Genomic DNA, 12,953 nt, shown 5'->3' with positions numbered 1-12,953 from the left:
TATCATCCTAAGTACATAACGTGGATAGAAAATTTGTTTCGAGAGTTAAAATTTTATAGGAAAATTATTTAGCTACTTTATATTAAAAAAGGCTTTTCTTCCTCTATATTCAGCAACATCACCCAATTCTTCAGAAATTCTAATAAGCTGATTGTATTTTGCAACTCTTTCAGATCTTGCAGGTGCACCAGTCTTAATTTGGCCAGCATTTACAGCTACAACTAAATCTGCTATAGTAGTATCTTCAGTTTCACCTGATCTATGAGAGATAACAGCAGTATATCCAGCTCTGTTAGCCATTTCGATTGCATTTAATGTTTCAGTTAAAGTACCAATTTGGTTTAACTTAATTAATATTGAGTTACCAACCCCTCTTTGAATACCATCTTCTAATCTTGAAGTATTAGTAACAAATAGATCATCTCCAACTAATTGAACTTTATCGCCAAGTCTATCAGTAAGTAATTTCCAACCTTCCCAATCTTCTTCGGCCATACCATCTTCAATTGAGATTATAGGATATTTATTAACCCATTCTTCTAAGAAGTCAACCATTTCAGAAGCTGTTAGTGTTTTTCCTTCATGTTCTAAAACATATTTACCGTCTTTGTAGTATTCAGAAGAGGCAGCGTCTATGGCTATAAACATTTCCTTACCAGGTTCATATCCAGCTTTAGTTATAGCTTCTAATATAACTTCAATAGCTTCTTCATTAGATTTTAAGTTTGGAGCAAATCCACCTTCATCGCCAACACCTGTTGAGTAGTTTTTATCATTTAAAGTTTTCTTTAATGAATGATAAACTTCAGCACAAGCTTGGATAGCTTTATCAAAAGAATCAAAGCCTACAGGCATAACCATAAATTCTTGTAAATCAACAGAGTTGTCAGCATGAGAGCCACCATTGATTATATTCATCATTGGTACAGGTAAAACTTTTGCATTTACACCACCAACATATTGGTATAAAGGAAGTCCTAAGAAATTAGAAGCAGCTTGAGCTACAGCTAAAGAAACTCCTAAAATAGCATTAGCACCTAAATTACCTTTGTTATGTGTTCCATCTAATTCAATTAATTTTTTGTCTATTGCTGTTTGATCAAAAACATTAAATCCAATAAGTTCTTTTGCTATTACTTCATTTACATTTTTAACAGCAGTTTGAACACCTTTACCCATAAAGCAATCTTTATTACCATCTCTTAATTCAACTGCTTCATATATACCAGTAGAAGCTCCAGATGGTACGGCTGCTCTTCCTACAGTTCCATCTTCTAAAATAACTTCTACTTCTACAGTAGGGAAGCATCTTGAATCAAGAATTTGTCTTGCAACAACATTAATTATCTCTACAACATTTTTCATTCGAAAAACCTCCTTTAAATATGGAAATAAGTGTACTCATATAATGAAGTCATTTTATATAAAATTTATTTTATTTATTCATTTAACAAATAATTTAGATTAAATAGATAAATCAAGAATTTACAACAAATGAAAATCATTATCAATACCTTTGTTTTTTAGTATATCAAAATAGATAAATACATATCAATATAAATGAGAATAATTATCAATTTCATTTTTAAAAGGTTTTTAAAAGTCAATATTTTCAAAAAATAATAATAAAAATTAGTAATATGATAAAAAAATCTAATTTTAATATTGTTACAGATTGATTCATCTGTTATTATATAGAAGTAGGATAGATTTATGCCCCTGTGGGATAAATCTTGACCCAGTTAGGTACGGTCTAGATATTTACATATATTTAAGACAAGCTATAACTAATATTAATTAGGGAGGAATAAATATAATGATGTATTCAAAAGAAGTTGAAGAAATGTGCGTTGTTGCTAAAGGCGCTAATCATGCATGTGCTCCAATTCCAGTTGAAGGAAAATGGGTACAAGCTACACAAATATCAGATATTTCAGGGTTAACTCACGGAATAGGTTGGTGTGCACCTCAACAAGGAGCTTGTAAATTAACTTTAAACGTTAAAGGTGGAGTTATCCAAGAAGCATTAGTTGAAACAGTTGGATGTTCAGGAATGACTCACTCAGCTGCTATGGCTTCAGAAATATTACCAGGAAGAACTATATTAGAAGCTTTAAACACAGATTTAGTTTGTGATGCTATAAATACAGCAATGAGAGAATTATTCTTACAAATCGTATACGGAAGATCTCAAACTGCTTTCTCTGAAGGTGGATTACCAATCGGAGCTGGTTTAGAAGACTTAGGTAAGGGATTAAGATCTCAAGTAGGTACAACTTACGGAACTTTAGAAAAAGGTCCAAGATACTTAGAAATGGCTGAAGGATACATTACTAAAATCGCATTAGATGAAGATAATGAAATCATCGGTTATAAGTTCGTTCACCTAGGAAAAATGATGGAAATGATCGGTAAGGGAATGGATGCTAATGAAGCATTAGAAAAGGCTGCAGGTCAATACGGAAGAGTTGCTGACGCTGTTAAATTAATCGATCCAAGACACGAATAATTTGTAAGGAGGAATTTTGACATGGCATTATTTGAAAGTTATGAAAGAAGAATAGGACAAATCACTCCAGTTTTAGAAAAATATGGAATGAAAACATTAGAAGATGCTAAAGCTGTATGTGATGAGTATGGAATAGATCCATATAAAATCGTTAAAGAAACTCAACCAATCGCATTCGAAAATGCTGCTTGGGCATACGTTTTAGGTGCTGCAATCGCTATAAAGAAGGGTTGCACAAAGGCTGCTGACGCTGCTGAAGCTATCGGAGAAGGGTTACAAGCTTTCTGTATCCCAGGTTCAGTTGCTGACGATAGAAAAGTTGGTTTAGGACACGGAAACTTAGGGGCTATGCTTTTAAGAGAAGAAACTAAATGTTTCGCATTCTTAGCAGGACACGAATCTTTCGCTGCTGCTGAAGGTGCTATCAAAATAGCTGAAAAAGCTAACAAAGTAAGAAAAGAACCATTAAGAGTTATCTTAAACGGTCTTGGAAAAGATGCTGCTAAGATAATTTCAAGAATCAATGGATTCACTTATGTTGAAACTAAATTTGACTTCTTCACTGGTAAATTAGAAGTTGTTAATTCAAAAGCTTACTCTAACGGACCAAGAGCTAAGGTTAACTGCTACGGTTCAAACGACGTTAGAGAAGGTGTTGCTATAATGCATCACGAAGGAGTTGACGTATCAATCACTGGTAACTCAACTAACCCTACAAGATTCCAACACCCAGTTGCTGGAACATACAAGAAAGAATGTATCGAATTAGGTAAGAAGTACTTCTCAGTTGCATCAGGTGGTGGTACTGGTAGAACTCTTCACCCAGATAACATGGCAGCTGGTCCAGCTTCTTATGGTATGACTGATACAATGGGAAGAATGCACTCAGATGCTCAATTCGCTGGTTCTTCATCAGTTCCTGCTCACGTAGAAATGATGGGATTAATCGGTGCTGGTAACAACCCAATGGTTGGTATGACAGTTGCAGTTGCAGTTGCTGTTGAAGAGCACGCTAAATAAGAAATTCTTTAAATAGAATTATCTTGGTTAGTATGACTAATTTTAAATAAAATGCACACGTTGTTTAGATTTATCTAAATAGCGTGTGTTTTTTTATTATTTATAAAATAGAATAATTTTATATGATATAATATTTATTATTTTATACAAGAAAGGGTAAATAAATGAATATACAAATATTTGGAACAAAAAAATGTAATGATACTAAGAAAGCAGAAAGATTTTTTAAAGAAAGAAGAATTCCATATCAATTTATAGATTTGAAAGAAAAGGCTTTAAGTAAAGGTGAGCTTCAAAGTGTTAAAAAAGCAGTAGGACTTGAAAATTTAATAAATAAAAATTCAAAAGACTATAAAAAATTAAATATGGATAAAATAAGAGGAGCAGAAACAAGAGAGGATATGCTATTAAAAAATCCAACACTGTATGTAACTCCTATAGTTAGGAATGGTAAGGAAGCAACTGTAGGAAATGCTCCAGAAACATGGAAAGAGTGGGAAAAGGCAAAATAGTTGGTATATTAGAACAGTGATAACAAATCTACCAACTAATCATACAAAAAAAGAGTAGATAGATTTGTTTTTTACACAAATCTATCTACTTTCCCTTACACAAATCTATCTTTTCCTTTTTATAATTATTAACTCAAAATTATTAACTAATTAAATGCTTTATAAATAGCATTAATTCCTTTTTCAAAGTCCTCATTTTCAATTCCAACTAGAACATTGATTTCACTTGAGCCTTGATCTATCATTCTAATATTAACATCAGCTTCAGCAAGTGCAGTAAATATTTTAGAAGCGACTCCCTTAGTATAAGCCATGCCTGTACCAACAGTAGCTATTAATGCCATGTTAGGATAAACAACTACAGAATCGGGATTACATGCCCTTTTGATTTCTTCAACAATAATTTCAGTTTTATTCTTTAAGTTAGAATCAGAAATTACTACACTTACAGTATCTATTCCAGAAGGCATATTTTCGAAAGAAACTCCATTTTGTTCTAAGATAGTAAGGATTTTTCTGCAGAATCCTAACTCACTATTCATCATAGATTTTTCAATAGATAAAACTGTAAAGTTTTGCTTTCCAGCAACTCCAGTAATAGTGTTTTCATGCTTAGTTTCATTACTAACGATTAATGTACCTTCATTTTCAGGTTCGTTAGTATTTCTTATATTAATTGGAATACCAGAAGTTCTTACAGGAAATACAGCTTCCTCATGAAGAACAGAGGCTCCCATGTATGATAATTCTCTAAGTTCGCCATATGTAATGGTCTTAATTTTTTTAGGATTATTAACTATTCTAGGATCAGCCATTAAAAATCCAGAAACATCTGTCCAATTTTCATAAAGTTTAGCATTAATGCTAGCAGCAACTAATGCACCAGTTACATCAGATCCACCTCTTGAGAAAGTAACTATATCACCATGTTCATCTGAACCATAAAATCCAGGAATAACAGCTCTTTCATGGATTGAAAGCTTATCTTTAAGTAAAGAATAAGTTTCTTCCATATTTAATGAACCATATTTATTAAATTTGATAACATCCTTAGCATCTATAAAATCAATTCCTAAATAATTAGCAAGGATTAAACCATTTAAATACTCACCTCTACTTGCAGCATAGTCTACAGAAGCCCCATTTTCTATATCCTTTTTTATAATTTCTAGGTGAGAATTTAAATCAAAATTTAAATCTAATTCGTTGACAATTGAATGGTATCTTTCAGAAATTAATTTAAATACATCATCTAAGGATATGCCTGAATTAACATGAGCATGGCATAGATAAAGTAAATCAGTTACCTTAAAATCTTTAGAAAATCTTTTTCCAGGTGCTGAAGGAACCACATATTTTCTTTCTGAATTACCTTCAATTATGTTTTTTACCTTTTTAAAATGGATAGAATCCGCTAAGGAACTTCCACCAAATTTTGTTACTATAGTATTCATTGTTTTGCCCCCTTATATTAACAAAGTTAAAAATTAACCTTAATAATTATCTTAACAAAAAATGACAAAAAGCTCAACTAGAATAATGGGAATAAGTAAAAATATTTCCTATAAAATAACATATAAATTGTTGTTAAAATGACACAAATTCATAGTATAATAAAGAAGTAGACTTAAAATTTAGTATAAAAATTAAGAAAAGGTGTATTGAAAGATATTGCTTTTAATGCAGTAACTTAAATACATTCAAAGTTTATGGGGAGAGGGAAATAAATGGACAAGTTTCTGGTTGACAGAATTCAAATTACAGTTGATAATTACAGATTAGCTAAGGAAGAACTAAGAAATGATGGAGACATAATAAATCATTTTGCATCTTTAGTTTTTTCACATTATGAAAAAGAAATACTAGTAGAGAGAGTTAAAGAAATAAGAAAAGATATAAAATTAAATACGCCAAGAATATCACCTTTTAGAGGGGATACTTTAAATATACTTTCATTATTAATAGCTACAGTTGATAATGAAAAACAAGAACAGCTTATTCAAGATATGTATGATACAATGGAAATTTTAGAGGAAGAAGGATTCCTTTCAGGATCATACTTAGCTTTAACAGCATTTACTATTAGTAAATACGCACAGTTAAAGGATAAAAGGTATATAATATCAAAAATTAAAGAGTTATTTATTATATTAAAAGAAAAATATTCTAATATAACTAGTGAAGATGATTATTTACTTTGTACATTATGGGTTATAAATGATATTCAAGCAGATACTGTTGATGATTTCATTGAAAATATATTTAATCATATTTCAGATTCAAATATTAGATCTAAAAATGGAATACAAGGATTAGCAAATGCAATTATATTAAATGGATCATCAGGTGAGATGTATAGAAGTATGGAATTTATACTTCAGCTTCAAAAAAGAAATATTAAAATAGCAAATCAATTTTTACCATTAATAGGAGTTTTATCGAATTATAATCCAAGACGAAATGTAGATATTGTTGAAGGGGTTATAGAATATTTATGTGATGAAGAGGGAGAATATGAATATTATATAGATAAAGGATTTAGAACTATTATTGCTATAGTTATCGTATCTTTTTGTTCAATGTCAAGTAAAAGAAGATATATTGATGAACTTTTAGCTCAAGGGATACTTTCATTTATTAATAGTAAGAATAAAGGAATTTTTGAAGAAGTGCTATACTAGGAGAAAAATGGATAAAATAATTTTACATGTAGATATGGATGCCTTTTTTGCAGCTGTTGAACAAGCGGATAATCCAAAGTTAAAAGGTAAGCCAGTAATAGTTGGTGGTGTAAGTGAAAGAGGAGTTGTTTCAACTTGTTCTTACGAAGCAAGAAAATATGGAGTTAGATCAGCAATGCCAATTTTCATTGCTCAAAAGTTATGTCCTAATGGGATATACCTTAAAGTAAGATATTATAGATATAAAGAAATATCAAATAAAATATTTAATATATTTAAAGAAATTACGCCACTTGTTGAACCACTTTCAATTGATGAAGCATTTTTAGATTTAAGTGAAAGTAAATTTGATGATGGATTAGAAGCAGCAAAATATATTAAAAGAAGAGTTTTTCAAGAAGTAGGATTAACTTTATCAATAGGAATATCATATAACAAATTTTTAGCAAAGTTAGCTTCTGATTGGAATAAACCAAATGGAATAAAGATTATTACAAAAGAGATGATACCAGATATTTTAAGGCCATTACCTGTGTCTAAAATTTATGGTTTAGGAGAAAAGTCAGTAAAAAAATTAAATAATATGGGAATGTTTAAAGTAGATGATTTATACGAATTACCAAAAGAATTTTTTATTGAGTATTTTGGAAAATATGGAATTGATATATATGAAAGAATAAGAGGAATTGATAATAGAGAAGTTAAAGTAAATCGTGATAGAAAATCATATGGCAGAGAAAATACATTAAAATTTGACACAGAAGATAAAGAGGATATTTTATATTATGTAAAAGCATTTTGTTTAGAATTAAGTGAAGAATTGAAAAGAAGAAATGTATTTATTAAGACTATAACAGTTAAATATAAAACAAGTAATTTCGAAAGTCATACGAGAAGCAGAAGTCTAAATTATTATACAAATGATTTAAATACTATATATAACGTAGCACAAGAAATAGTAAATGATGAAGTTTTTGAAGATGGGATTAGATTAATTGGAGTAACAGTATCTGGAGTAAAGGAAGAAACTGTTGAACAATTAAAGTTATTTTAAAATTAATGTATACTATTTGATTAAAAAATTTTAAATAATATATACGATTTTAGAAAAAACTTTCCAATCTGTAGTACATCAATTATAATAGATAGGGGCTACTTAAGAAAAATTTCAAATAAATGGAGGTATTATAATGGATAAGGCACAAATAGCTAGAATGATTGACCACACAATATTAAAAGCGGAAGCAACTGAAAAGGAAGTTTTAAAACTTTGTAAAGAGGCAGTTGAGTATAATTTTGCTTCAGTTTGTATAAATCCATCAATGGTTCCTGTTGCAGCAACTGCTTTAGAAGGAACTGACGTTGAAGTTTGTACTGTAATAGGTTTTCCTTTAGGGGCAACTACTACAGAAGTTAAAGCCTTTGAAACAAAAGATGTTATTGAAAAAGGTGCTACAGAAGTAGATATGGTTATAAACGTAGGAAAATTAAAGGAAAGAGATTTAGAATACGTTAAAAATGATATTAAGGCAGTTGTTGAAGCTGCTAAAGGAAAGGCACTTACTAAGGTAATAATAGAAACTTGCCTTTTAACTGATGAGGAAAAGGTTATTGCTTGTCAATTATCAAAAGAAGCTGGAGCTGATTTTGTTAAGACATCTACTGGATTCTCAACAGGGGGAGCAACAGCAGCAGATATTAAGCTTATGAGAGAAACTGTTGGCCCTGATATGGGTGTTAAAGCATCAGGTGGAGTTAGAAGCAGAGAAGATGCTTTAGCAATGATTGAAAATGGTGCTACAAGAATAGGGGCATCAGCTTCAATTGCTATATGTGAAGGAACAAAATCAAATTCAAATTATTAATATAAAATTAATAAAAAGGAAGCATATATTTGCTTCCTTTTTATTATATTTAAAAATATATCAAAAAAATTAAATTTTATTGCTTAAATTAATTATATAAGAATATTAATATAATATATATCATTCTAAGGAAGGCAAAACTATTTAAATTAATAGTTTATGACCTTAGTGGGAGGGTTATGAAAAGAGAGTTAGCTCCATCAGAAATAAAATTCAATATACCATTAACAGAAAGCAAACTTGAAGAAAATACAAAAGGCATTAAAGAGTTTGATGAAGCGTATAAAAAAATAGAAAGGGCAATCACTATAGATAAAGAGGGATACAATCTTTATTTAATAGATACCTTTTCAAAAGATAAATTAAAGGATTTAACGTCTTTTATTGAAAATACGTATAAGGATTTAGAAGCACCTAGAGATATATGTTATGTTACATTAGAAGATGTAAATAAGCCAGAAGCAATATTTGTTGCAAATGGTAAAGGGAATAAATTAAAGGAAACAGTTGATGAAATTAAAAATTCTTATTTAGAAGTTGTAGATGACTTTTATGGTGATTCTAGCAATGATGAAAAGGATTATTTAGTTGAAGATATACAAAATAGAAGAAATAATTATTTAGATGAATTAACTAAAATGGCAAAGGCAGAAGGTTTTGAAGTAAAAGCAACAACTAAAGGATTTGCATTTATACCACTAAGTGGTGATGAAGCCATGAGTGAAAAGGAATATGATAATTTAGAAACAGAAAATAAAAATGTTATAGTTACTAAAGCAGGTACATTAAAAAGAAAGGCAGAGACTATTTTAGAAGAACTTAAGGATATTGAAGTAAAATCTATTAAAAAATTAAAAAAGATATATTCTAAGTTTTTATCTACTCAAATGGAAGAAGAAAAGGATGAAGCTCTTTTAGAATTTATAACTGATGATGATTCATATGAATATCTAGAAAGACTATTTACATGTATTGAAGAAGATTTAATTGATTGTTATACAATGAGTATAGAAGATGATGAAAATGAAATATATGAAATTTTGAATAAATATGATGTAAGAGTTATTGTAGATAATACTAATAACACTTCACCACCAGTTATTTATGAAGAAGACCCTAATTTAAATAATTTAATTGGATTAATAGAGTATGAAAATCATAATGGAATGTATACAACAAATATTTCATTGATTAGTGCAGGATCTATATTAAAGGCAAATGGTGGATGTCTTATTATAAGGTTAAATTCATTAGCTGTTAATAACTTAAGTTATTATTATTTAAAGAAAATACTAATTTCAAATAAGGTTTCTTTTGATACAAATAAGAGTTATTTAGATTTTATTAATATTAATGGATTAAAGCCACAATCAATTCCAGTTAAAGTAAAAGTAATTTTAATTGGTGATTATGAAACTTACGATCTTTTGTACAATTCAGATGAAGACTTTAAAAAGTTATTTCCTTTAAGAGCTGAATTTTCTCCAGTAGTTAAAGTTAATGAAGATTCAATTGCTGGAATAAAAAAAATAATAGATAAAAAGATTAGAAAGAATGAGTTGTTTAATATTAGTGATGAAGGTATGAACGAACTTTTGAAGTATCTATGTAGGAAGAGTAGTAGCAGAAAGAGAATTCTTGCAGAAGAAGATGATATTGATAAATTATTGGTTTTATCAAATAATAACGCTAGAGAAGAAAAGAGAATGGAAATATTAAAAGATGATATACTTGCAGTTGCTTATGAACAGGAATTAATCGAAGAAGAATTTATGAGTATGTATGAAGATGATAAAATTGTTATAGAAGTTAAGGGACGAAAAGTTGGTGCTATTAATGGATTAGCAGTTTTAGATAATGGATATTGTACATTTGGGAAGCCAATGAGAATTACTTGTGTTGCTTATAAAGGTATGGGAAGGATATTCGATATACAAAAAGAAAGTAATTTAAGTGGTAAGATTCATGAGAAATCAATAAGCATATTAAAAGGATTATTGACAAATCTTTTAAATCCTTATGAAAATATCCCTGTAGATTTTCATTTGAGTTTTGAACAAACTTATGGAATGGTAGAGGGAGATAGTGCATCTGTTGCAGAGATTATTTGTATATTATCAGCTTTAAGTAAAAAAGGAATCAAACAAAATATTGCTGTTACAGGATCAATTAATCAATTTGGTGATGTTCAACCTATTGGCGGAGTAAATGAAAAAATTGAAGGATTTTTTAAAGTTTGCAGTATTTTAGACACCTTTGAAGGTAAGGGGGTATTGATTCCAGAAGCTAATAAAGACGAATTAATATTAAAAGCAGAGGTAGAAGAGGCAATTATTAATGGTAAGTTCCATATTTACACTATGAATAATTTAAATGATGCAATAGAAACGCTTCTTTTATCTGATAGTGAAGGTATTGATGATTTTTATGTTAATTTACAAACAGAAATTGATAAATATAAGGATAAGGAAAAGGAAGATATCAAGTAGTGTAATAATAAAGTCGGCTTATGCCGACTTTATTATTTAGTAGGAATATTAACTTGAAGATATAACTTTTAAATAGTGATATCCATAAAAAGGTAAAAAATCATTGACTACAAAACAAATATTATGTTAAAATTATGGAAAAAGAAGGAAAAGATAGGAGGTATAAGCTCTAAATATTTATCTTTAGAGTTAATTTTTATGTTTTTGAAATTTAATAAAATTAATGATAAATTAGTAGTTACACTTGTTGGTGAATTAGATCATCATAGTGCTGAAGAAGTTAGAGTTAAGATAGATGATAGAATAGAAAGAGACAATATAAAAAAGGTTATTATGGATTTTAAAGAAGTTACCTTTATGGATAGTTCAGGAATTGGTGTTGTTATAGGAAGACTTAAGAAGGTACAAAATAGGGATGGAAAAGTATGTATAACCAATGTAAATAAAAGGGTTGATAAGGTATTTACACTTTCAGGACTTTATAAAATAATAACTGTTTATAATAATGTAGATGAAGCACTTGAGAGTATTTAATGGAGGGATTAAAAATATGGAAGAAAATAGAGTATGTATAGAATTTGAAAGTAGGTCTCAAAATGAAGGTTTTGCCAGAGTTGCTGTATCAGCTTTTGTTTCTCAATTAGATCCAACTATAGAAGAAATAGCAGATGTTAAGACTGCAGTATCAGAGGCTGTAACTAATTCTATTATTCATGGTTATGAAAATGATAAAAAGGGTATAATTAAAATAGAATCTACAATTTGTGGAAAAGAAGTAACAATTACAGTAAAAGATTATGGAAAAGGAATAGATAATATTGATCAGGCAAGGGAACCCCTTTATACTTCAAGACCAGACCTTGAAAGATCAGGAATGGGATTTACAGTAATGGAAAGTTTTATGGATACTTTAGAGGTTGAAAGTGAAAGGGGAAAAGGAACTAAAATTACAATGACAAAAAAATTTAGTTAACATGTTAGGGGAGATTTATGGAAAAGGGTGAAGTAAAAAAAGAAAGAGTAAGCTATGAGGAAAATTCACAGCTATTACCTTTGGCTAAAGCAGGTGATACAAATGCCATGAACAAGCTCATAGAAGCTAATTTGCCTTTAGTAACTTCTATAAGTAAAAAATTTATGAATAGAGGATATGAATATGAGGATATTTATCAAATTGGATGCATGGGACTTGTTAAGGCTATAAAAAACTTTGATGATAAATATAATGTTAAATTTTCAACTTATGCTGTTCCTATGATAATTGGTGAAATAAAGAGATTTATTAGAGATGATGGAATAATAAAAGTTAGTAGAAATGTAAAAAGTTTAGCTAAAAAACTTCATTTTGATAAAGAAGCTTTAACTAAAAAATTAAATAGGGATCCGACAATTGAGGAATTAGCTGAATTCTCTAAAATGAATAAGGAAGAAATACTATTTGCATTAGAATCTTCTGCAAGTATGCAATATCTTTATGAAGTAATTCATCAAGATGATGGTTCTCCGGTGCTGTTAATTGATAAGCTAAGTGAAAATGCAGTTGAAGATAAAAATATTACTGAAAAAATTGCTTTAAAAGAAGCTTTAAGAAATTTAGATACAAAATCAAGACAAATAATAGTACTTAGATATTTTAAGGATAAGACACAAATACAGGTAGCAAAAATGTTAGGTATAAGTCAGGTACAAGTTTCGAGAATTGAAAAGAAAGTACTTCAAGAAATGAGAAAACAATTAGATGAAGGATGAACAAATGAAAAAGAATAATACAAAAGTAATTAAAATATAAAATAATCTATATTAAATAAATTATTATTTAATATAGATTATTTTTTTTGTAATTTAATTTTGCTTTGGAGGAATACTATACATATTCA

At 29.1% G+C, this 12,953-nt stretch carries 12 protein-coding genes; 10 read left to right on the top strand and 2 right to left on the bottom strand.

From position 1 onward, the window contains the following. Window positions 1-72: 72 nt before the first annotated feature. Window positions 73-1,365 carry a phosphopyruvate hydratase gene (gene eno / locus TY07_RS05600; protein WP_042396483.1) on the bottom strand — a complete coding sequence of 431 codons (1,293 nt, stop codon included), beginning with the start codon at window positions 1,363-1,365 and terminating at the stop codon, window positions 73-75. Window positions 1,366-1,816: 451 nt separating this feature from the next. On the opposite strand from eno, the gene TY07_RS05595 reads away from it, so the two are divergent. From TY07_RS05595 to TY07_RS05585, 3 genes are all read left to right on the top strand, one after another. Further along, a complete protein-coding gene (locus tag TY07_RS05595) occupies window positions 1,817-2,509 on the top strand; it encodes an iron-sulfur cluster assembly scaffold protein (protein WP_042396479.1) in 693 nt (230 codons plus the stop codon). A 21-nt stretch (window positions 2,510-2,530) separates the two neighbouring features. Beyond that, window positions 2,531-3,529 carry a GGGtGRT protein gene (locus TY07_RS05590; RefSeq protein WP_042396477.1) on the top strand — a complete coding sequence of 333 codons (999 nt, stop codon included), beginning with the start codon at window positions 2,531-2,533 and terminating at the stop codon, window positions 3,527-3,529. Between the two features lie 164 nt (window positions 3,530-3,693). Beyond that, the gene (locus TY07_RS05585; RefSeq protein WP_042396475.1) at window positions 3,694-4,041 is read left to right on the top strand and encodes an arsenate reductase family protein; all 348 of its coding nucleotides are present in this window, start codon (window positions 3,694-3,696) and stop codon (window positions 4,039-4,041) included. A gap of 146 nt (window positions 4,042-4,187) precedes the next feature. On the opposite strand, the gene TY07_RS05580 is transcribed toward TY07_RS05585, so the two are convergent. Next, window positions 4,188-5,495: an aspartate kinase gene (locus TY07_RS05580; RefSeq protein WP_042396472.1), complete on the bottom strand. Its 1,308-nt coding sequence runs from the start codon at window positions 5,493-5,495 to the stop codon at window positions 4,188-4,190. 273 nt (window positions 5,496-5,768) lie between these two features. Between TY07_RS05580 and TY07_RS05575 the strand changes: the two genes are divergently transcribed. From TY07_RS05575 to sigF, 7 genes are all read left to right on the top strand, one after another. Continuing rightward, window positions 5,769-6,722, top strand: coding sequence for a DUF4003 family protein (locus TY07_RS05575; RefSeq protein ID WP_042396470.1), 954 nt, complete (start codon window positions 5,769-5,771; stop codon window positions 6,720-6,722). A gap of 7 nt (window positions 6,723-6,729) precedes the next feature. After that, complete coding sequence (locus TY07_RS05570) at window positions 6,730-7,776, top strand: DNA polymerase IV (RefSeq protein WP_042396465.1); 1,047 nt, start codon at window positions 6,730-6,732, stop codon at window positions 7,774-7,776. 136 nt (window positions 7,777-7,912) lie between these two features. Further along, the gene (gene deoC / locus TY07_RS05565) at window positions 7,913-8,587 is read left to right on the top strand and encodes a deoxyribose-phosphate aldolase (RefSeq protein ID WP_042396463.1); all 675 of its coding nucleotides are present in this window, start codon (window positions 7,913-7,915) and stop codon (window positions 8,585-8,587) included. 179 nt (window positions 8,588-8,766) lie between these two features. Then, window positions 8,767-11,076 (top strand): AAA family ATPase, encoded by a 2,310-nt coding sequence (locus TY07_RS05560; RefSeq protein WP_042396461.1) that lies wholly within the window; start codon window positions 8,767-8,769, stop codon window positions 11,074-11,076. Between the two features lie 198 nt (window positions 11,077-11,274). Beyond that, window positions 11,275-11,610, top strand: coding sequence for an anti-sigma F factor antagonist (gene spoIIAA / locus TY07_RS05555; protein WP_042396521.1), 336 nt, complete (start codon window positions 11,275-11,277; stop codon window positions 11,608-11,610). 16 nt (window positions 11,611-11,626) lie between these two features. Continuing rightward, the gene (gene spoIIAB, locus TY07_RS05550) at window positions 11,627-12,049 is read left to right on the top strand and encodes an anti-sigma F factor (RefSeq protein ID WP_042396459.1); all 423 of its coding nucleotides are present in this window, start codon (window positions 11,627-11,629) and stop codon (window positions 12,047-12,049) included. Between the two features lie 17 nt (window positions 12,050-12,066). Continuing rightward, a complete protein-coding gene (sigF, locus tag TY07_RS05545; RefSeq protein WP_042396457.1) occupies window positions 12,067-12,825 on the top strand; it encodes an RNA polymerase sporulation sigma factor SigF in 759 nt (252 codons plus the stop codon). Window positions 12,826-12,953 lie beyond the last annotated feature (128 nt).

The sequence above is a fragment of the Clostridium saudiense genome (genome assembly GCF_000577815.1).
GTDB classification, from domain to species: domain Bacteria; phylum Bacillota; class Clostridia; order Clostridiales; family Clostridiaceae; genus Clostridium; species Clostridium saudiense.
Note: the sequence above shows the minus strand (reverse complement) of the source record. Positions and strands in the feature narration are given on the sequence as shown.

Coding starts and splice junctions, on each gene's coding strand:
- TY07_RS05560 (WP_042396461.1), top strand. CDS start 8,767: ATGAAAAGAGAGTTAGCTCCATCAGAAATAAAATTCAATATACCATTA.
- TY07_RS05575 (WP_042396470.1), top strand. CDS start 5,769: ATGGACAAGTTTCTGGTTGACAGAATTCAAATTACAGTTGATAATTAC.
- spoIIAB (WP_042396459.1), top strand. CDS start 11,627: ATGGAAGAAAATAGAGTATGTATAGAATTTGAAAGTAGGTCTCAAAAT.
- TY07_RS05590 (WP_042396477.1), top strand. CDS start 2,531: ATGGCATTATTTGAAAGTTATGAAAGAAGAATAGGACAAATCACTCCA.
- TY07_RS05570 (WP_042396465.1), top strand. CDS start 6,730: ATGGATAAAATAATTTTACATGTAGATATGGATGCCTTTTTTGCAGCT.
- eno (WP_042396483.1), bottom strand. CDS start 1,365: ATGAAAAATGTTGTAGAGATAATTAATGTTGTTGCAAGACAAATTCTT.
- TY07_RS05595 (WP_042396479.1), top strand. CDS start 1,817: ATGATGTATTCAAAAGAAGTTGAAGAAATGTGCGTTGTTGCTAAAGGC.
- deoC (WP_042396463.1), top strand. CDS start 7,913: ATGGATAAGGCACAAATAGCTAGAATGATTGACCACACAATATTAAAA.
- sigF (WP_042396457.1), top strand. CDS start 12,067: ATGGAAAAGGGTGAAGTAAAAAAAGAAAGAGTAAGCTATGAGGAAAAT.
- spoIIAA (WP_042396521.1), top strand. CDS start 11,275: ATGTTTTTGAAATTTAATAAAATTAATGATAAATTAGTAGTTACACTT.
- TY07_RS05580 (WP_042396472.1), bottom strand. CDS start 5,495: ATGAATACTATAGTAACAAAATTTGGTGGAAGTTCCTTAGCGGATTCT.
- TY07_RS05585 (WP_042396475.1), top strand. CDS start 3,694: ATGAATATACAAATATTTGGAACAAAAAAATGTAATGATACTAAGAAA.